Genomic DNA, 20,412 nt, shown 5'->3' with positions numbered 1-20,412 from the left:
TGATGAATAGTTTATACGGAACAATTGCTGCTGAAATTTGGCAAAAAGCGCAACAAATAAAACTCTTGGTCTGTGATATCGATGGCGTTTTTTCTGATGGTCGTATCTATTTAGGCAACCAAGGTGAAGAATTAAAAGCGTTTCACACCAAAGATGGCTACGGCATTAAGGCTTTGGTCGCTAGCGGTGTAGAGGTCGCGGTTATCACCGGCAGAAAGTCAAACATTGTCCAAACCCGCATGAATGCCTTAAATGTTAACCACATTATCCAGGGTGAAGAAAACAAGCTACCTGCACTTAAAGCGATGCTCTGCTCACTTCAACTGTCTCCCGCACAGGTGGCGTTTATTGGTGATGATATGCCTGACTTTGCTTGTCTTGAGCATGTCGGTTTCAGTATAGGCGTGCAAGATGCTCACCCTGCGATTTTACAACTTGTTGACTACACCACGCTAACACGCGGCGGTTTTGGCGCCGTGCGCGAGGCATGTGATATTATCATGCAAAGCCAAGGCACATTAGCACAGGCAACAGGCGCCAGTATATGAACCGCATTTATCTGGCGACAGGCTTTTTCTTCTTGTTAGCCATTAGTACTTATGGCTTATTAGAATGGTATAGCGCCAAAGAGCAAAGTAGCAGCATACTTAACCGTACAGATAAACCAGAATTTATTGCCGAAAACCTTAATAGTGCCATTTATCAAGCCTCAGGAGCCTTGTCCTATCACGTTGCAGCACAACGTATGGAACATTATGCACAATTAGAGGTCACACACTTTGAGTACCCTAAATACACACTGTACCCAAAAAACAAAAATGCTACTTGGCAAATTACCGCCAACGAAGGCACTTTATATAATAATAACCGAGTAAAATTGAAGAATCGCGTGCGCTTAATCGCTAATGATGATGACAGCTTAATACGGGAAGTTCACGGAAAAAACCTAGAAATGGACTTAAAAAGCAACATTATTAGCTCAGAGCAAACAATCTTAATACTAGGTAAAGGATTTACTATGTATGGCTCAGGATTAATTGTAGACTTAAACACAACACAGATGACACTGACTGAACATGTACAAACCATTTATAACCAAACGCAAAACTAACGTAACCTTGCTTGCCGCCTTACTGTTAATGGTTGGCAGCAGCAGTGCTGAAAAATTCGATGTACAGCAAGAAATTAAAATTTCTTCTTCACGTCAAGCCGCCGATCTAAAAAATAAAATCTTCAGCTACATCGATAACGTTATTATTTCTCAAGGCACGCTCACCATACATGCTGAATTGGTTCAAGTGATCAGCCAAGCGCCAAACGACGATAAAATTTATATTGCCAAAGGCTCTCCTGCGACCTTTGCACAAACCTTGCAAGATGGTAGCCCCATCAACTTACAAGCCAATGAAATTCGTTATGAGCCGAGCAAAAATATCGTGGTTATTTCAGGTAATGCTTTATTACGTCAAGAAGGCAGCGAAGTAAGCGGTAGTAAAATCACTTATAACTTCGAAACCGAATACGTCAATGCGGAAAGTTTAGATAATGCGAAGGTTGAAACCGTTTTACAACCGAAAAATAATGGCGCAGCAAAACCAAAGGACAAGCAAGAATAAATGTCAATTTCAACATTATCGGCAACTGGCCTGGCCAAAGCTTATAAAGGTAGGAAAGTGGTTAAAAACGTTAGCCTGCAAGTGTGTGCAGGCCAAATTGTTGGCTTGCTAGGGCCCAATGGCGCCGGCAAAACTACCTCCTTTTATATGATCGTCGGTTTAGTACAAAACGACAGCGGTAACATAGTACTAAACGGTGAAGACCTAACCCTATTACCTATGCATGAACGTGCGCGCAAAGGCATTGGCTATTTGCCGCAAGAAGCCTCTATTTTTCGTAAGTTATCGGTTTATGACAACATAATGGCGATATTACAAACACGGAAAAACCTCAGTGAAGTAGAAAGAGAAGAAAAACTCGAGCACTTGTTAGAAGAGTTTAATATTGGTCATATTAAAGATAATTTAGGCATGAGCTTGTCAGGCGGCGAACGTCGTCGGGTTGAAATCGCAAGAGCCTTAGCGGCCGATCCCAAATTTATTCTGCTTGATGAACCGTTTGCCGGTGTTGACCCGATCTCCGTAGGAGATATAAAAAAAATTATCCTACACTTAAAAGAACGGGGTATCGGTATTTTGATCACAGATCATAATGTTCGAGAAACGCTCGACGTCTGTGAGCATGCCTATATTGTCAGCCATGGAGAATTAATTGCCGAAGGTGATTCTAATCAAATATTATCAAATCAACAGGTAAGAGATGTATACCTTGGTGAACAATTCACGCTATAGTGAGTAAGCAACTACAGTAATATAATTATCATGTATTTGAACAGGGAAAAGAAAACGTAAATGCGCCCTACTCTGCAACTCCGTATTGGACAACAGTTAACCATGACCCCGCAATTGCAGCAGGCGATAAAACTGTTGCAATTATCTACACTAGACCTACAGCAGGAGATTCAAGAGGCCCTTGAAAGTAACCCCTTGCTAGAAGTCGACGAAAGCCCCGATACTGCGTCAGAAAATACCCCAGATCATTTAGAAGCAGGATTTTCCGCCAGTGTTGGTGAAAACAGTGAAAAAAATAGCGCTGATGGCAGTGAAGACGCCGCACCAACGATCGATGAAATTAGCTCTTCTGAAGGCTTAGCTAAAACCGAACTACCCGAAGAGTTAAACAACGATACCACGTGGGATGACAACTTCAGTGCTGGTGCCAGTAGCGCGGGTATGGGCCCGGCTTCAGAAGATTACACTTACCAAGGTGAAACCAAAGATTCCTTGCAAGATCACCTTATTTGGCAAGTGGAGCTTAGCCCATTTACCGATACCGACAAAGCGATAGCCATCGCTATCATCGAAGCAATCGACGATGCAGGTTACTTAACCGTATCAGCAGAAGATATATTAGAAAGTGTCGGCATAGACGACCTCGAACTTGACGAAGTTGAAGTGGTGCTAAAACGTATCAACGTTTTTGACCCTATCGGGGTAGCCGCCCGCTCAATTTCTGAGTGCCTACTCATTCAACTCAACCAGTTTGCCGACGATACTCCGTGGCTCGCCGAAAGTAAACTTGCAGTTACTGAGCACATAGACTTGCTTGGCAATCGTGATTATCGCCAACTGATGCGTAAACTGCGGTTAAAAGAAGAGCAATTACGAGAAGTAATTCGCTTGATACAAAGCTTAGATCCGCGCCCTGGCGATAGCGTGGTAAAAAGCGAAGAGCAATACGTGATCCCAGACGTATCAGTAGAAAAGAAAAACGGTCGTTGGACCGTAGAATTAAACCCAGATACTGCGCCAAAATTAACGGTTAACCAACAATATGCCGCCATGTCGCGCACCATGAAATCGCCTGCTGACAGTCAATTTATTCGCTCAAATTTACAAGAAGCAAAATGGTTTATTAAAAGTTTAGAAAGCCGTAATGATACCTTGTTAAAAGTTTCCAATTGTATCGTACAACGTCAACAAGGCTTTTTTGAACATGGCCCTGAAGCCATGCGCCCTATGGTGCTTAACGACATTGCCGAAGCCGTCGATATGCACGAGTCGACAATTTCTCGTGTAACCACACAAAAGTACATGCACACGCCGCGTGGTATTTTCGAGCTAAAATATTTCTTTTCTAGCCATGTCAGCACCGAAAATGGTGGCGAATGCTCATCCACTGCGATTCGAGAATTAATCAAAAAATTAGTCTCAGCCGAGTTACCGGCAAAGCCACTTAGTGATAGCAAAATTGCCGATATTTTAGCAGAGCAAGGCATTAAGGTGGCTAGGCGTACGATAGCTAAATATCGAGAATCGCTATCGATTCCGCCATCAAATCAACGTAAAAGCCTATTATAGGCGTTCTTATTCACCAACAAGAGGATTGACGCATATGCAAATTAATCTTACTGGACACCATGTCGAAGTTACTGACTCACTACGTAATTATGTCAATGGCAAGTTTGAAAAGTTAGAGCGCCATTTTGAGCACATTAATAACGTACATGTAGTTTTAACAGTTGAAAAACTTAATCAAATAGCCGAGTCTACCGTGCACTTAAGTGGTACCGAAGTACACGCCAAGGCTCAGCACAACGATATGTATGCCTCGATAGATGCTTTAATTGATAAGCTCGATCGGCAAATTTTGAAATACAAAGGTAAAATCACCAAACATTAGCGCATAGTCGCTTTTAGGTCATATAAATTTATGAAGTTGCAAGACATTTTAACGCCGGACTGCACAATATGTGCAGTACCGGGTGCCAGTAAAAAACGCATCTTAGAGTATTTAAGTAGTTTGGCCGCCAACAAGTTACAAAATCAAGACACGTATTCATTACTCGAAAGCCTAGTTAAACGCGAAAGAATGGGCTCAACCGGCATTGGCAATGGCATCGCCATTCCACATGGCCGTGTCGCCGGAGCCACTAAGCCGGTCGCCGTAGTGATCACCACAGAGCAAGCCATAAATTTTGATGCTATTGATCATCGACATGTAGATATTTTCATCGCTTTATTCGTGCCAGAAGATGAATGTCAAAACCATTTAGTAACTTTACAAAACATTGCGAAAATATTCCGCGACAAGCAGTTTTGTAAACAAGTACGCAAGTGTCAAAGTGATCAAGCATTGTTTCAATTAATCCAACAAGCGAGTTAACAAATGAAGCTCATTATCGTCAGCGGTCGCTCAGGCTCAGGTAAAAGCGTGGCGCTGCGAGTGTTAGAAGATCTCGGTTATTATTGTGTCGATAATATTCCGGTTAATTTATTGCCGGCCTTAACCCATACCGTGATCAACGATTATGAAAATGTTGCCGTCAGTCTTGACGTGCGCAATTTGCCTAAAGATCCTAACGATGTACCAGAAATCATCGATTACTTGCCCAGCGCAGTGGAATTAAACTTAATTTATTTAGACGCTGATGACAGTGACCTAATTAGGCGCTTTAGCGAAACCCGCCGATTGCACCCTTTGATCAAGCAAAATATAGCGCTTGACCAAGCCATTGCCTTAGAGAAAAAACTACTCGAGCCCATCGCTAGCAGAGCCCACTTGTATATCAACACCAGTCAGCTAACACCACACCAACTGGCCGACCTGATCAGAGAACGAATACTGGGTAAAAAGTCGGGCAACATGATGATAGTGTTTGAGTCATTTGGCTTTAAGCATGGTGTTCCCCAAGACGCCGACTATGTATTTGATGCCCGTTTTTTGCCGAATCCTTTCTGGGACAAAGAGCTAAAAGACTATACCGGCCTAGACAAACCAGTACAAGACTTCTTAGCAAGCCAACCTATTGTCACTAAATTTGTTTGGCAAATTAACAGCTTTTTAATGACTTGGTTGCCACATTTAGAGCGTAATAATCGCAGTTATATTACCATTGCCATCGGCTGTACAGGTGGCAAACATCGTTCGGTTTATATTGCGGAATTATTAGCCAATGCCATGCGCAAAGAGCGCAAAGATGTACAATCTCGGCACCGAGATTTGCCAACGAAAGCCCCCAACGAAAATGACTAACAGCGCTAGCCGGCAAGTCAAAATTATCAATAAGCTAGGCTTGCATGCTCGCGCTGCCTGTAAACTTGCCCAGCTTAGTCAAAAATTTTCTGCTCAAGTGATCATTGAGCTAGATAACAACCAAGCTGATGCCAATAGTGTTATGGCGTTGTTACTGCTTGCCGGTGCACAAGGTAAAACTGTCAATGTCCAGGCTACCGGTACCGATGCCGAATTAGCACTGGCTGAAGTGTGCCAACTTTTTAGTGATAGATTCAACGAAGCAGAATAACGCCAAGGCACGCAACGACAGTTCAACCAGTGTTAAGTCAATAAAAAAGCTGCGAAAACTAGCAATTTACGGTAAACTCAACACGAATAATTATACTTCGTCGTTATATTTTCAATTTCCGTTTTAGCGCGGCACAAGGTAGCAATATGCCGGAAGTTTCTGAACAAGAATACAGTCACCAACGCCTGCAACAGGTTAATGATGCCCTCGATAGCGGCATGTTTGTTTACGTCCGTAAATTATTGCAAGACATGCCCGCTTATGATCTGGCGTTACTATTAGAGTCATCCCCCAGTAAAAGCCGTATTGCGCTTTGGCAATTAATTGATGCCGATCATCATGGTGAGGTACTTGAAGAGCTTAACGAAGAAGTACGCAAAGGCATTTTAAAAAATATTCAGCCTGAAAAGCTAGCTGCCGTTGCCGAAGGCATGGATGATGATGACTTAGCTGAAGTATTTCGAACCCTGCCAGACAGTGTTTACCAAGAAGTATTAAATGCCATGGATTGGCAAGATAGAAGTCGTGTTGAAAAAGCACTCTCATACGAAGAGGACACGGCTGGCGGTATCATGAATACCGACACCATTTCCATTCGCCCTGATGTAACCGTTGATGTGGTATTGCGTTATTTACGATTACGGGGCGAATTACCCGAAGCAACTGACTCATTTTATGTGGTTGATCGCGAAGATCACTTTATTGGCGCTGTGTCGCTATCCGCCATTGTCACCGCTAAAGCTGAAACCATTATCTCTCACTTAATCGACCAAGATATTCAAGCTATTGCCGCCGATATGAAAGATAAAGACGTGGCGCAAATATTCGAGCGTTATGATTGGTTTTCTGCGCCGGTGATTGATGACGAAGGCCGCTTACTCGGTCGTATTACCGTTGATGATGTGGTCGATATTATTCGTGAAGAAGCCGAGCATTCCATGATGAGTATGGCCGGTCTTGATGACGAAGCCGACACCTTTGCCCCCGTATTAAAAAGTACCCAACGCCGCTCAATTTGGTTAGGGGTTAACTTAGTTACCGCGCTCATGGCGGTTGCCGTGTCGAGTATGTTCGAAGGCATTTTAAACCAATTAGCAATATTAGCGGTATTGAACTCGCTCGTGCCCAGTATGGGCGGCGTGGCGGGTAATCAAACCCTCACCCTAGTGATCCGCGGTATTGCCTTAGGTCATGTTGGTGACAGTAACGCTCGCATTCTGCTCTATAAAGAGCTCGCCATAGGTTTTGTTAATGGTCTGATTTGGGCAGTGTTGATTGCCACTGTAGTAGCTCTATGGCAGCAAAACTTAATGCTTGGCGGTATTATTGCCTTTGCGATGTTAATGAACATGACCGCAGCAGGCTTAGCTGGGGTCACCATTCCACTGCTGTTAAAAAAGATGAATATCGACCCTGCTTTAGCTGGTAGTGTCATCTTAACCACAGTGACCGATGTGGTAGGCATCTTCGCGTTTTTAGGTACAGCTACCTTGCTGTTAGGGCAATAAATCCGAGCAATAAACATAGCTATAAGCTGTAAGTTTAAAGCTGCCAGTAACAACCAAACGCGCTACTATGCCCTTGTTTTTACTGACAGCTGACAGCTTTTAACTTCCAGCGATTTGCATTTCGTTGACGATAATTGAGCCAGTGCGGATACTGCCGCGCATATCAATATCATGACCAATAGCCACAATACCGGCAAACATATCTTGTAATTTACCAGCAATAGTAATTTCATCAACTGGGTAAGCTATCTCGCCATTTTCTACCCAAAAACCCGCCGCACCGCGTGAATAATCACCGGTAACCACATTGACCCCTTGCCCCATTAATTCGGTAACTAACAAGCCGGTGCCTAAGGTTTTTAACATCTGGTCAAAATCGCCACCTTGACCGCTGTCTTTCATCGCCAACTGCCAATTGTGGATACCACCGGCATGACCTGTAGTTTGTAAGCCTAACTTACGGGCAGAGTAACTGGTTAATAAGTACGTTGCTAAACAACCATCAGTTATGATCTCACGATCTTTAGTGGCAACACCTTCAGCGTCAAAGGCACTACTGGCCAAAGCTTTTAATAAGTGTGGCCGTTCGCTAATAGTTAAAAACTCTGGAAACACTTGCTGACCAATGGCGTCCAGTAAAAACGAAGATTTGCGATACAAGTTACCGCCACTGATGGCCGCAATAAAGTGACCAAACAGGGTGTTAGCTATATCGGCACGAAACATTACCGGCACTTTCGTGGTGGCTAGCTTGCGCGCCCCTAAACGCGACAACGCTTCTTTTGACGCGTGCTGACCTATGCTTTGGGCACTGTCCATGGCAGCAAATTCACGGTTGACGGTATACGCATAATCGCGTTGCATATCTTGCCCTTGCTTGGCAATCATTACACAACTTAAACTATGACGAGTACTAGGGTAAGCCACTAACTGGCCATGGCTATTACCATAAACTTTAAAGCCGGCAAAGCTTGCCAAGGTGGCACCGTCTGAATTGTTAATGCGCTCATCATAGCTAAGCGCTGTGTCTTCACAATGCTTGGCAATATCAATCGCCTCGGCTGTGCTTAGCGCTTTCGGGTGATATAAATCTAAATCTGGTGGTGACATCGCCAGCAAGGCTTTATCCGCCATACCTGCGCAGTCATCAACTGAGGTGTATTTGGCAATGTTAACCGCTGCGGTAATCGCTTGTGTTAACGCCTGCTCTGATAAGTCAGCAGTTGATGCGCTACCTTTACGCCCAGCTTTATAAACCGTGATGCCTAAAGCGCCATCATTGGTAAACTCGACATTTTCAACCTCACCTAAGCGGGTACTGACACTCAGGCCTTGTTGACGAGTCATGGCCACTTCTGCGCCATCAGCGCCTAGTGATTTGGCCAAGGTCATGGCGTCACTCACACGTGCTTTCACCTGTGCTATTTGCATTTCAATACTATCAGAATCGCTCATGGGCTAATTATTTCTCACTTTTTAACGATACCGACAACGGGAATGTTTTGGCCGGTAGCGCTTTGTTGTATACTAGAGGTAACTATCACTTTATTACCTAATATTATGCCCCAGTCTGCCAACGATATCGATGGATTAGAAGAAGAATTACCGAGTAAATCGGAAATAAAACGAGAAATGCATCGACTGCAAGATTTTGCCTTAGTCATAGTCAAGATGTCGAAGCATCAGCGCAGTAAGTTACCACTGAGCGATGAGCTCAAAGAAGCTATGGTATTGGCGGATAAAATCACCAATAAACATGAAGCGTTGCGTCGACATGTTCGCCATATTGCGAAAATTCTTGCCGAAACCGATCTTGAGCCAATTAAGCACGCCATGGACGTCATGGCCAATAAGCATCAGCAAGAGTCAGTGAAGTTTGCCAAGCTTGAGCATTTGCGCGATGAGGTCATTGCGCAAGGAAACGAACGCATAGAAGCCCTACTCGCAGAAGTAGACACTTTAGAAAGACAAAAGCTTCGCCAATTAGTGCGTCATGCTAAAAAAGAGCATAGCGCAGAAAAAGTCGGCAAACATTACCGTGATTTATTTAATTACTTAAAAGAGCACGTTATTTTTTAACAATATTACAGATTTTTACAGCAATGAGCACGGCTACTCATTGCTGTAAAGCCTATGAACAAGGCAGCAAACACTTCCTTATAATTTAGTCACTCAAGTTTCCCTCCCCCAACACAATCTCTTAAATACACGAATATCAACGTTTATATTTAACATTATCAAACCTTACTCCTGCTATTAAACCAGCAAGGCGCAAGTGAGCTAGGTTGATGCGCCGATAGATACGATAGCAAACCATAGCCTTGACGCACCTAGTGACCACTGACCTGATATAGCGGTCAAAATTATTGGCGTCAGGTTAAAATTAAACCTCACCCTTGAATCTATGCGCTATAGTTTGTCTGAGCATTGGATTTAAAGGAGTATCGCAATGGCAAGGTTGCCGCAAGTCGAGAACGCTAGCGTACCCCAACATTTCATGCAGCGCGGATACAACCGCTAGCTTTGTTTTGCCAGTGAGCAATACTTCACCGCTTAATTGAATCGACTAAACAGCAATTGCCAAAGTTTAGTGTCCAAGTGCCTGCTTGGTTATTAACCCTACTAAAGAAGGAATTGAGTTATGAGTGGAGCAGTAGCAACGGCGCCAACGCCAGAGCCTAAGGAGAAAACCGAATTCATTGAAATTGGTGAGTTTAGTTTATTGTATGATATAGACGGAGCTTTTGACTATTCAACAGATAGCTTACGTGAAATTCAGCGGCTTTATATTCAGCCACACTTAGTAAGGGTGGCTGAAGTACTACATCAAGAGTTTGGTGATAGGTTTGAGTTTACTGTAGTCAAAATTGAACAAGGCTCTTTATCAATTAAAGGCGTTTTAAAAGTTGCCGCGAAAATATCAGGCAATGCTTTAGCTACAGGTGCCCTTTTATTATTAATGGGGAATGCAATAGATGGTGAAGACGTTGATGCTAGGTATGAAGAGGCCGTTCAAAAAATAGAGCTGATATTAAAATATGAATCACAAGTTATTGCGCTATGCCCTGAACCTTTGCGCGAAAAAGCTTTTGCTATGTGGGAACCCGAAACGGAACAATACAAAATGAGAGAGTTTCGTTATTGTCCAACTGATCGCAGTAATGTCGTTAAAAAAGTAGAAGAAACAATTAAAAAGTACCACGCGATAATAAAAAAATCGTAAAATATCAAACTAATAAACCAAGACATGCAGCCTTGGCTATTTCCATTGCGCACAATTTAACCAACAATTCTTAACCCATTATTGAGGCCTTAACTGCCAAGGAGAGCATAGTGCAAGTAGACGACATCAGAGTATTTATTCCAAGTAAAGATTACGAAACGAGTAAATCGTTTTACCAAGCGCTTGGATTTAAAATGGACTATGTTTCTGAAGAGCTGACATTATTCGAAAATGGCGATTGCTATTTCTTTTTGCAAAGATTTTATAATCACGACTTAGCCAATAACTTGGTGCTGCAATTGTCAGTGTTAGATATTAATGAAGCGTATCAGCGTATAGCAAGCTTAGAAGGCTTTGCCTTTAAATATAAGCCAATTCAGGAAGAGCGCTGGGGAAAGGTTATTTTGCTATGGGGTCCTTCTGGTGAGCTTTGGCAAATAACCGAGTTTATTGCTAGCGAGCAAATTGCGTAAAAAAAGCGCTAACATTGTTAACATAGCAAGTTGCTAAAACGGATGCCAACCATTTGTTTTGATTAGTGTTTTTCTGATTTTAGCGAACGTTTTTAGACTAAGTAACCTGTTAACTGCTTTTAAGTCGCAGGCAAAGGAGAGAGTACAATGACTGAACATTTGGGGTCTTGCTTGTGTGGTGCAGTGAGTTTTACCATTAAAGGTGAATTTGACAGTTTTTATTTGTGCCACTGTCATTACTGCCAAAAGGATACAGGCTCGGCTTATGCGGCAAACCTATTTTCACAAACCGCCAAATTGAGCTGGCAGTCGGGCGCAGATACAGTAACTTGCTTTACGCTGGCAGGAACTCGTCACAGTAAAAGTTTTTGTAAGCTCTGTGGTTCAGCACTGCCAAATACTCAGTTCGCAGGCTTGCTTGTCGTACCCGCAGGGTGTCTAGACACTGAAGTCACTGTATTGCCAACAGCGCAAATCTTTTCATCCAGTAAGGCCTCTTGGGATTTAGCATTAGCGAGCGTGGCACAATTTGAGGGTTTACCAGAGTGATTTACCCTCAAAACAATCGTGTCTGTTAGCGTACGCAGCTAGGCTCCAATTATTTATGCAAATCAACCGCTGAGTGTGTTTTTACCTCAGCAGTTGTTTTGGCAGCTCAAGCTGTGATTAAAAGCACAAAGCTATAATACCTGTTAGGTTAAAATACTGTACTTGCTAAAGACTTTATAAAGCTCAGTGCCCTGATTCACGCTGGCTGAGGCAAAGTGTAAAATGGGAATGACACTATGATCTAAACTAATGGCATGTAGAGGCTCGCCGTCGCCATAGTTATCCATCCGTAAAATACGCGCCAGCGGTTGCCCAGCCGGCAGCGGCTTACCAAACTCAGCTAAATAATCCACCATACCGCCCATTGGCGAATAAAGTGCTTTATAATCTTTTAACATGCAACTGTAACGACGCATGGTTTTCGGCTGAAATTCATCACTGGCCATTACACCTTGGTATTGCAGGTAACTTAAAATGCCGCGGGCGTCTTCAAGTGCTAGCGCAAGATCTATCTGCTCTTGTGACCCTAACTCTACGGTAAAACTTTCTTTTATGATCAGGTCTTTACCTTGACTAGTATCCGCTCGAGTTATAGGAAAATCGCGACCTAAAGCAGCAAAGGCTAACTGTAATTGCCACCAAGGACAAAACGTGGCCTCGTCTAGCGCACCATCAAAGCCATTAGGAATAAATAGCACATGCTCAATATCAAAATAGTGGGCACTTGCGCGAGCGTATTCCGGACAATATAAGTGTTTACTGGAAATAGGCCCAGTATGGAGATCTAACACGATATCGGCTTGGTGTGCCAAGCGTTGCAATTGATAAGCAATGCGCTGGCCTGTGGTTAAGCCATAAATGTTATGGTTTAACTTTTGCTCAATTTGCCCGATCATTTCGCTTTTAAATGCGCGTTCAATATCCGCCACCGACGCCGTTTGATGTGCTTTGGCAAACGCGGCAATATTGGTGTCGTCATAATGATACATACGATTCCAATTAACGCCGGTAATTGGGTCAAAGCGGCCTAAGGTATATTCACCATTTTTATGGTTACAGCCAACCGGATTGGCATAAGGCACTAAGGTAATATCGCCATTTAAACGAATATGCTTTAGCTGCTCAAGCAACTGAAAAATAACGGCATTACCTTGAACTTCTGCGCCATGCATATTGGCTTGAATATAGACACTCGGTCCATGCCCTTGACCTTGAATGCGATACACAGGCACGGTTAATGCCGCACCACTGGCCATTTCTCCTACGTGCATCACATCTTTTTTAATAACATTTATATCATTCATAATAAGCCTTAACGTAAATAAACATTTGCCGGCACTGCGGGGCGCACTTGTGTCATAGTGCCGCGTTCAATAACATATTCAGCGGCAATCTGATGGCAGAGAAAAAACGGCATACTTTCACTAAACCCATAAGCGCCGGCCAAAGCAAACACTAGCTGGTCGCCAACATCAACATCACCCGCGATGGCAAGCTGACCTAAGTTATCTAAGCTGGTACACAGCGGGCCATGAAGATGAAAAGAGACAAGGTTAGCAAGTGACGGGCGCAGTAAGGTTACCGGAAACGGCTGCCCTGTAATGGCGGGGCGCAACAAATGATTAATACCACCGGCAAGCACCAATTGCTGATGATTGAAATTCTGTTTACGATCAACCACTGTGGTCAGGTAATAGCCCATTTCAGCCACCGCATAGCGACCTAGTTCTAACCAAAGTTCACTAACCCCAGCACGGGCTTTTATGATCGCCAAATCGGCGATCACCCTTGACCAACTTAAGCCCTGCCCGGCTTGTTGGTAATCCACACCTAAGCCACCGCCGAGATCTAGCACCTCAAGTGACATTTGCACTTGTGCTGCTAACTCAAGTAGTGGTGAGATCATGGCTGACCAGAGTGTAAACAAGCGCTCATTACTGAGCATATTACCCCACTGAAAAATATGTAAGCCATTGATATTTAGCGCTGGAAAATCACTGACCTTGATGCTTTGCCATGCCTGACAAGATAAACCAAAGGCGGTGATTTCATTGCCTCCTAGCGGATTCTTTTCTGCTGCTGGCCATTGTAACTGAACGCGTAATAGCACTTGTGGCTGACAACCTAGCTCAGTAGCTGCTTGATTGAGCCAAGTTAATTGGTTGATGCTCTCGATCACAAAAGTGCGCACCCCTTGTTGCAAAAAGGCCTGCAACTGTGCTTTTGACTTGGCGGGACCAGTATTAAGTATCCGACTGGCATCAACACCTTGCGCTAGCACTTGCGCTAACTCTCCTTGACTAGCAACGTCAAAGTTCATGCCTTGCTGTGCTAAGGTTTTTATCACCCGAGATAAAGGATTTGCCTTTACAGCAAACCAAAGCTTAACAACGTCTTGTTGCATTAACGCCTTAATGTGCTGCTCAAGGTGATCTAAGTCATACAGAAATAAGCCCTCTTCATTTTGTGGCGGCTGATGATCACGCAGTACTTGCTGCACATGCGGGCTTAGCCAGTGTGCGGTTGTAGGTAAAGTATTTTGGCTCATGTGTTTTCTCCTAACGCAGCACAGATTCAAGCGCTAATGCGGCATCGCTTTGTTGATCACGGTATTTAACAATTAATGCACAGGCCATGTTTAACCCTTGCTGCTGCCCCCACGCCCCTGCAACAGGGCGGGTACCGGGTACTACAATGGCGTTTTCGGGGATTGCTGCGCCCTTAGGCAATTGTCGCTGCTGTACACAGTCATAAACGGGTACAGATGCTGAAAGCACCACACCTGGCGCCAGTACCGCGCCTTTTTTCACCACAATGCCTTCGACAATAATCACACCCGCGCTTAAAAAGGCATTGTCTTCAATGATCACTGGGCTGGCACCAATAGGCTCTAACACACCACCTATTTGCACTGCCGCAGACACATGAACATTTTTGCCAATTTGCGCGCACGAGCCCACTAAGGCATGACTATCTATCATGGTGCCAGTGTCAACATAGGCGCCAACATTAATATATGCCGGCGGCATAATAATCACCCCAGACGCAACATAGGCACCACGACGCACCGATGAACCTCCCGGCACCATTCTCACTTTATCTGCCACGCTAAAGGCTCGAGCCGGTAAATTATGCTTATCAACAAAGCCATGATAAATACCGTCAAACTCAACATTATTGCCGGCTTTAAATGCCGCCAATATCGCTTGTTTTACCTGACTGTTCACTTGCCAATGTCCTTGTTCGTTTTGTGCTGCCGCGCGAATACTGCCGCGCTCAAGTTCGGTTAATGTTTGTTGCCAGGTCATCAGTTGATTGCTCTTAGATTCGGGGTTATTAAATTAGGATTAACGGCGGTCGCATGCTGGCTAGCCGATCGCGCTGTCGCTAGCGGCGCAGATGGTTGCGCTAACCACCACTGCTGAATGTCTTCGTGTATTGTCATTAAGCCATGGTTTGCTGAAATTTCAGACTGGCATAACGGCAAACGTAAGGTGGCCGAGCTAATGCGCTTGAGTTGTGCCAACAGGACTTTCACCGGTATCGGGCTGGTGACTTGAAACAAGGCCGCAATCGCTGGCGACCATAGCTGGAAAAGTCCATCAGTTTGTTGAGCTAAAGCCAGTTCAACATAACGCTTTGTTGCTTGCGGCCAGACATTCGCCGACACCGACACTAAGCCTTTAACATCAGCGGCAGCTAAAAATGGCATCATGGCATCTTCACCACTGTATAGCTCAATGTCAGGACAGTGTTGGCGATAGGCCAATAACTTATTGAGATCGCCACTGGCTTCTTTTAACGCCCAACAGTTTGGGTGACCTTGCACTTGCGCCAGCGCTGACAACGCAATTTCGCCACCGGTGCGCGACGGCACGTTATACAGCATGCAGGGCAAGTCAGCGGCATCGAGTAATTGATTAAACCACTGCGTTTGTCCGATAGGCCCGGGCTTAGCGTAAATTGGGCTAGTCAGTAGATAGGCATCTATGGCTAAGGTATTGCACTTGGCTATCCAAGCCAGTTGTTGGCTAAGATTATAACCAGCAACCGCCACCATTAGCGGTACTTGCACTGTCATGGCGCAAACATATTCAACTATCGCTAATTGTTCTGAGTAAGTTAAGGCTAACCCTTCGCCAGTACTCCCGAGTAATAAAATGCCATTATTGGCGGCGTTTTGCGCTAATACTAAGTTGCCAAGACTCGGGTAATCTATATCGCCATTATCATCTAAAGGCGTGATCAAAGCCGTCCAGAGTATGGGGGGCTCTGCGGTGTCGGTGTTTTCTAATATTGTATTTTGATTCATTGCTCTCGAACTCATGTCGTTCGGAGAACTTTTAGGCGCTTGTAGCAACCAAGTTTCATGGCTGAAGCTTGGCCGACACAAAGGCCAGAAGCTCTCCACCAAATCGGTGACAGTTGCTAGGATTCAACCTAATACCAATACTGTATTGGTATAAAACTTGATTACCATGTATTGATCATCAAGCTTAAACAACCGGACATTGCATCATCAAAAATACCCTGCCCTCGGCGATAAACCCCCTCATTATTGCTCACTAGAGTTTGATCTCTTCACAATAACTACCTGGTTAACGCACCTCTTCTGACCCTTTCGTGACGTTGATCAATCGATTAGATTAATCTCACTGGAATAAGGGACACAAATATTAAAACATTTTAATCTAAGAGTCGTCAATAGACGTCTAAACGTATATTGAGTTTTTTTGCCATTTACTGCTTTATCAACATCGATGAAAAATAAAACACAAAATCTGCGACAAGCGCACTAATGATGGCGTGATAAATTAATTCGCGTAGAATAGCGGCAACTGCTTGGCTGCAATCAGAACTGTGCTGCTTTTGACAGTTAGAATATAGAGTTAAGCTACTGTAAAACATTAACAATAAGTAAATTTTCGAGTATCACCATGGCCATAAGCAATATCAACCAATTATTAATTCGTAATATTGACGCATTAGCTGCCGCACGTCCGTTGTTGGTGAATATTGCCGATGATGGCTTTATTAACGCGTATTTAACGCAATATCCTCAGGCCTGCATGGATAGTTATCATAGCAATTACGCCGAATATCAAACGGTGCAGCGTTTAGGAAATACGCGCCTAGAAAGTCATTTTTCTGCTGAGTACCACGCGAAAAACCAACATGATATGGTGATTATTCACTTTCCAAAAAGTAAAGCAGAATTGGCTTTTACTTTAGCTATGCTGGCAGGTGCTATGCGCGAAGACGCAGTCATTATTATCGTTGGCGAGAATAAAGCTGGTATCAAGTCGGTACAAAAGCTCAGCGCTGACTACTTAGCCTTTTCTCATAAAGTCGACGCCGCACGCCACTGCCTTATGTATATTGGTAGATTCAAAGCCGAGTTACCCACGTTTAACATTCAAGACTTTTATCAATATTATCCAGTACAAGTAGCAGACAAAACCCTAGAAGTAGTGGCATTGCCTGGGGTATTTAGCCAAAAATCTCTCGATGTTGGCACGCAAGTACTCTTAAAACATTTGCCAAATAACATTGCGGGGCAAGTATTGGACTTTGGCTGTGGCGCCGGTGTCATTGCTGCCTATATCGGTATCTTAGCGCCCGAAGCAAAATTAACCTTAGTGGATGTAAGTGCCTTAGCCTTGCATTCAGCACAAGCTACACTCAAGCGTAATCAATTGCATGGTCAATGTATCGCCTCTAACAGCTTGTCTGATGTAACAGGTAAATATGATTTTGTGTTTTCTAATCCGCCATTTCATCAAGGGGTTAACACTCATTATGCGGCCACAGAAAGCTTTTTATCTAACATTAAACCGCATTTAGCCATAAACGCGTGTATCACCATTGTCGCCAATAGCTTTTTAAAATATCCGCCAATTATGGAGCGAATGATAGGGAAAACCGACACTCTCACCATAGAAAAAGGTTTTGCGGTTTATCAATGCCAAATTTAATATCAGACAAGCTGACAATCAATTGAGTTAATTTATTGATCCGTTTAGCAAAAATAATGATTGTTGAAAACGAAAAGGTTTTCTACAATCAATTTAGCAACTATTATTCCTAGGGTTTATTCTGCCATGCTAATGAGCAAACGTATTTGGTCAATTCGTCGTATTCTCCTAACCGCACTTGTGGTTTCAATGACGCTATTATCCAGCATAAGTGTTGCTATTATTAGTCATCAAGCCATCAATAGTTATCAAACCCTAGCCAGCAGCGAGATCAAGTATTGGGCCAATATTGTCAGTAATGAAAGTCAAGACTACATACAAAATGCAGCACGCCAAGCACTCAAAGACAATTTATCGATTTCAGAGCAAATACCTAACCTCAGTTACTTACACCTATATCGCGTCAACCCAGAAACAGAAGCACTAGAGCTTTTTTACAGTTATAAACGCAACGAGAGACGCTCTGCCATTCCTGAAAAGTCTCAAGAGGTCGACAAACTACTTACACCTAAAATTAACGCCAATGATCTTGAGTACATGCAAGCTATTGAAGTTGACGGCAGTACCATTGGCTATGTTTACATCCAAAGCAATACCGAATACCTAAATGCACTGAGTACACAATTAATAATGATCAGTGTTGTGGTGGTGGTGGTTATGATCATTATTGCCATTTTACTAGCGCTTAGGTTAGAGCGTGTTCTTACTGCGCCTTTCCCTACATTAACAAATATTATGCAAGTCACGGCGAGACAAAAGAATTTTCAAGAGCAATGCCCTGATATGCCGTATTTAGAAGCAGACATGTTAGCACGCAATATTAATATATTATTCTCGCGTGTAGAAAAACATATCAGCCAACTTGATGCCGCCGAACAACAAAGCATTGAACACTCTCAAGAATTAGAAGATAAAATTAACCAACGCACAGTGGCTTTAAAAGAGTCTAATCAAGAGTTACTGTCCACCTTAGAAAAGTTACATCAGTTTCAAGGACAATTGGTGGAAAGTGAAAAAATGGCCTCACTTGGCGATATGGTGGCTGGGGTTGCCCATGAGGTCAATACACCCATTGGCCTAGGTGTCACCGCTTCTACTTTATTAGCGGATCGACTCGCAGAGATTAAGCGCGCTTTTGAAGATAAAACCTTAAAATCAAGCCAGTTAAAAAAGTTTTTACATGACGGCAGTGAAAATATTGCCATCATTTACCGCAATTTGAATCGTGCTGCTGATCTGATATCAAGTTTTAAGCAGGTCGCTGTCGACCAATCTAGCGAAGAAGTGCGCAGCTTTGATGTCAAAGAGTTGTTCAATGAAGTTTTTATTACCTTAGGCCCCAAACTCCATAGCCTGCCTTATGTTATTGATATTGATTGCCCAGACAACTTAACCATTGCCAGTAAGCCAGGGCCGATAAATCAAATTGTTATAAACTTAATCATGAACTCTATCATCCATGGTTTTGATGGACGAGACGAGGGGCGAATTTCAATTTCGGTTATGCAGTTAGGCAATCAACTCAATATGCAGTTTTCTGATGATGGCGTTGGGGTCAATGAGTCGATCAAAAATAAAGTATTTGAACCTTTTACCACCACCAAACGCGGTGAAGGGGGGAGTGGTCTTGGCTTGCATTTAGTATATAACTTAGTCACCCAAGCACTGGGGGGCACGATAACGTTAACCAGTGAAGTGGGTCATGGGGTGAATATTGAAATAAACTTTCCTATTGATTAACAAACATGGCTATCGTCATGACTTAATTGGCATTATTGGTTGCTAAATAACTTTTTTCTGACCATAGCACGATAATCTTTTGGTGTTAAATTCAACATTTGCTTAAATAATCGGGTAAAACTGGCTTGATCTTGAAAACCAACTTGATATGCCACCTCTTGAATAGACAGATTGCTCGCCGCTAATAACTCTTTCGCACTCTCTATTTTTAATTGCTGCCAGTACAAGCGCGCATTAATCCCTGTCGCACGCTTGAATCGACGCGTAAATGAACGTTGACTTATACCAAATTGTTGCGCGATTTCGTTTAAATTCATGGCTGAATTAACATTGGTTTTTAGCCAAAATTGAATTTGGCTAATTAACTCATCAGGATGGCGATCAACCGCACCTTCTAAATAACGTTGCTCCTCATAGGGCTTTCTGATCTCATGAGAAAAATTGCGCTCAACTTGTCGCGCCGCATTTTGCCCATACACCTGAAAAATAATGTGCACCACAATATCGGCCAAGGCATTTAAGCTCGCCGCACAATAGCTGCGCTCTGACTGAGTAATAAAAAAGTCTGGTTTTAAATCCACTTGTGGGTAATCACGTTTAAATTGTTCAACATAATGCCAATGGGTAGTGGCAGAATGATGATCTAAAATACCCGCTTCTGCCATTAAACATACACCTGTACCACCGCCTATGAGAGTGGAGCCGCATTGCCACATTGTACTTAACCATTTTAACATTTGTGGCTGCTTGGCAATGATAGGCCGAGGGTTACGCCATAAACTGGGAATAAATATAAAGTCAGGTCGCTGCGCCTTGGCAATATCAGTGTCCGGCATTAAGCGAATTAAAGCGCGGGTAGAAATAGGTCTAATCGTTTCTGCGACCATCTCAATGGATAAACGTGGCGCATCTCGATTTTCTTGCAGGGCAACCGCTTCGCCAGCACGCAGCATTTCCACAGGTAAACTAACACTGGTTGCCAACATGTGATCATATAACAACAGCGCGATATTCACTGTGTTGGCTTTTTTCGCTTTAAGTTTTGCCATATTGCTACTCTCTGTCTGGCTTATTCATCATT

22 protein-coding genes and 1 riboswitch are annotated in these 20,412 nt (G+C 43.4%); of the genes, 16 read left to right on the top strand and 6 right to left on the bottom strand.

What is annotated here, in order from left to right; all coding sequences use genetic code 11:
- The first annotated feature begins 2 nt into the window (after positions 1–2).
- The 10 genes from kdsC to mgtE all read left to right on the top strand — a co-directional run bounded on the left by kdsC (position 3) and on the right by mgtE (position 7,371).
- On the top strand, positions 3–548 hold the full coding sequence (gene kdsC, locus B6K83_RS07895; RefSeq protein WP_085284527.1) for a 3-deoxy-manno-octulosonate-8-phosphatase KdsC: 546 nt from the start codon (positions 3–5) through the stop codon (positions 546–548).
- Entirely contained in the window at positions 545–1,111 is a 567-nt protein-coding gene (lptC, locus tag B6K83_RS07890) for an LPS export ABC transporter periplasmic protein LptC (RefSeq protein ID WP_085284382.1), read from the top strand. Before kdsC ends, lptC begins: the two co-directional genes overlap by 4 nt.
- Complete coding sequence (gene lptA / locus B6K83_RS07885; RefSeq protein ID WP_085284381.1) at positions 1,077–1,616, top strand: lipopolysaccharide transport periplasmic protein LptA; 540 nt, start codon at positions 1,077–1,079, stop codon at positions 1,614–1,616. The genes lptC and lptA overlap by 35 nt, the downstream gene beginning before the upstream one ends.
- A complete protein-coding gene (lptB, locus tag B6K83_RS07880) occupies positions 1,617–2,348 on the top strand; it encodes an LPS export ABC transporter ATP-binding protein (protein ID WP_175474820.1) in 732 nt (243 codons plus the stop codon).
- A 60-nt stretch (positions 2,349–2,408) separates the two neighbouring features.
- On the top strand, positions 2,409–3,917 hold the full coding sequence (locus tag B6K83_RS07875) for an RNA polymerase factor sigma-54 (RefSeq protein ID WP_085284380.1): 1,509 nt from the start codon (positions 2,409–2,411) through the stop codon (positions 3,915–3,917).
- Positions 3,918–3,951: 34 nt separating this feature from the next.
- Complete coding sequence (hpf, locus tag B6K83_RS07870) at positions 3,952–4,239, top strand: ribosome hibernation promoting factor (RefSeq protein ID WP_085284379.1); 288 nt, start codon at positions 3,952–3,954, stop codon at positions 4,237–4,239.
- Between the two features lie 30 nt (positions 4,240–4,269).
- On the top strand, positions 4,270–4,722 hold the full coding sequence (gene ptsN / locus B6K83_RS07865) for a PTS IIA-like nitrogen regulatory protein PtsN (protein ID WP_085284378.1): 453 nt from the start codon (positions 4,270–4,272) through the stop codon (positions 4,720–4,722).
- A 3-nt stretch (positions 4,723–4,725) separates the two neighbouring features.
- Positions 4,726–5,592 (top strand): RNase adapter RapZ, encoded by an 867-nt coding sequence (gene rapZ, locus B6K83_RS07860; RefSeq protein ID WP_085284377.1) that lies wholly within the window; start codon positions 4,726–4,728, stop codon positions 5,590–5,592.
- Positions 5,585–5,863 carry an HPr family phosphocarrier protein gene (locus tag B6K83_RS07855; protein ID WP_085284376.1) on the top strand — a complete coding sequence of 93 codons (279 nt, stop codon included), beginning with the start codon at positions 5,585–5,587 and terminating at the stop codon, positions 5,861–5,863. The genes rapZ and B6K83_RS07855 overlap by 8 nt, the downstream gene beginning before the upstream one ends.
- A 146-nt stretch (positions 5,864–6,009) precedes the next feature.
- Positions 6,010–7,371 (top strand): magnesium transporter, encoded by a 1,362-nt coding sequence (mgtE, locus tag B6K83_RS07850; protein WP_085284375.1) that lies wholly within the window; start codon positions 6,010–6,012, stop codon positions 7,369–7,371.
- A gap of 99 nt (positions 7,372–7,470) precedes the next feature.
- On the opposite strand, the gene pmbA is transcribed toward mgtE, so the two are convergent.
- The gene (gene pmbA / locus B6K83_RS07845) at positions 7,471–8,826 is read right to left on the bottom strand and encodes a metalloprotease PmbA (RefSeq protein WP_175474821.1); all 1,356 of its coding nucleotides are present in this window, start codon (positions 8,824–8,826) and stop codon (positions 7,471–7,473) included.
- A gap of 105 nt (positions 8,827–8,931) precedes the next feature.
- Between pmbA and yjgA the strand changes: the two genes are divergently transcribed.
- From yjgA to B6K83_RS07825, 4 genes are all read left to right on the top strand, one after another.
- Complete coding sequence (yjgA, locus tag B6K83_RS07840; RefSeq protein ID WP_085284524.1) at positions 8,932–9,450, top strand: ribosome biogenesis factor YjgA; 519 nt, start codon at positions 8,932–8,934, stop codon at positions 9,448–9,450.
- Between the two features lie 562 nt (positions 9,451–10,012).
- Complete coding sequence (locus B6K83_RS07835) at positions 10,013–10,594, top strand: hypothetical protein (RefSeq protein ID WP_085284374.1); 582 nt, start codon at positions 10,013–10,015, stop codon at positions 10,592–10,594.
- A gap of 110 nt (positions 10,595–10,704) precedes the next feature.
- A complete protein-coding gene (locus tag B6K83_RS07830; RefSeq protein ID WP_085284373.1) occupies positions 10,705–11,067 on the top strand; it encodes a VOC family protein in 363 nt (120 codons plus the stop codon).
- A gap of 147 nt (positions 11,068–11,214) precedes the next feature.
- Entirely contained in the window at positions 11,215–11,616 is a 402-nt protein-coding gene (locus B6K83_RS07825; protein WP_085284372.1) for a GFA family protein, read from the top strand.
- 143 nt (positions 11,617–11,759) lie between these two features.
- On the opposite strand, the gene B6K83_RS07820 is transcribed toward B6K83_RS07825, so the two are convergent.
- From B6K83_RS07820 to dapA, 4 genes are read right to left on the bottom strand one after another with little or no spacing between them, the layout of a single operon-like run.
- Positions 11,760–12,920 (bottom strand): succinylglutamate desuccinylase/aspartoacylase family protein, encoded by a 1,161-nt coding sequence (locus B6K83_RS07820; protein WP_085284371.1) that lies wholly within the window; start codon positions 12,918–12,920, stop codon positions 11,760–11,762.
- An 8-nt stretch (positions 12,921–12,928) separates the two neighbouring features.
- Positions 12,929–14,164: a PLP-dependent decarboxylase gene (locus B6K83_RS07815; RefSeq protein WP_085284370.1), complete on the bottom strand. Its 1,236-nt coding sequence runs from the start codon at positions 14,162–14,164 to the stop codon at positions 12,929–12,931.
- Between the two features lie 10 nt (positions 14,165–14,174).
- Positions 14,175–14,924, bottom strand: a complete 750-nt coding sequence (locus B6K83_RS07810; RefSeq protein ID WP_085284369.1) for a 2,3,4,5-tetrahydropyridine-2,6-dicarboxylate N-succinyltransferase — start codon at positions 14,922–14,924, stop codon at positions 14,175–14,177.
- Complete coding sequence (gene dapA / locus B6K83_RS07805) at positions 14,924–15,928, bottom strand: 4-hydroxy-tetrahydrodipicolinate synthase (RefSeq protein WP_085284368.1); 1,005 nt, start codon at positions 15,926–15,928, stop codon at positions 14,924–14,926. The genes B6K83_RS07810 and dapA overlap by 1 nt, the downstream gene beginning before the upstream one ends.
- Positions 15,929–16,008: 80 nt before the next feature.
- Positions 16,009–16,236, bottom strand: a riboswitch (Lysine riboswitch).
- 317 nt (positions 16,237–16,553) lie between these two features.
- Here dapA and B6K83_RS07800 point away from each other — a divergent pair.
- Both B6K83_RS07800 and B6K83_RS07795 read left to right on the top strand, forming a co-directional pair.
- Positions 16,554–17,591, top strand: coding sequence for a methyltransferase (locus B6K83_RS07800; RefSeq protein ID WP_085284367.1), 1,038 nt, complete (start codon positions 16,554–16,556; stop codon positions 17,589–17,591).
- A gap of 132 nt (positions 17,592–17,723) precedes the next feature.
- Complete coding sequence (locus tag B6K83_RS07795; RefSeq protein WP_233143852.1) at positions 17,724–19,331, top strand: sensor histidine kinase; 1,608 nt, start codon at positions 17,724–17,726, stop codon at positions 19,329–19,331.
- 32 nt (positions 19,332–19,363) lie between these two features.
- Here the strand turns inward: B6K83_RS07795 and B6K83_RS07790 are convergent, their stop codons facing one another.
- On the bottom strand, positions 19,364–20,380 hold the full coding sequence (locus tag B6K83_RS07790; RefSeq protein ID WP_085284366.1) for a GlxA family transcriptional regulator: 1,017 nt from the start codon (positions 20,378–20,380) through the stop codon (positions 19,364–19,366).
- Positions 20,381–20,412 lie beyond the last annotated feature (32 nt).

Origin of the sequence: Colwellia chukchiensis (assembly GCF_002104455.1) — a bacterium.
In the GTDB taxonomy this organism is placed as follows: domain Bacteria; phylum Pseudomonadota; class Gammaproteobacteria; order Enterobacterales; family Alteromonadaceae; genus Cognaticolwellia; species Cognaticolwellia chukchiensis.
The sequence above is the reverse complement of the archived record's forward strand: the minus strand, read 5'-3'. Positions and strand labels throughout refer to the sequence as shown.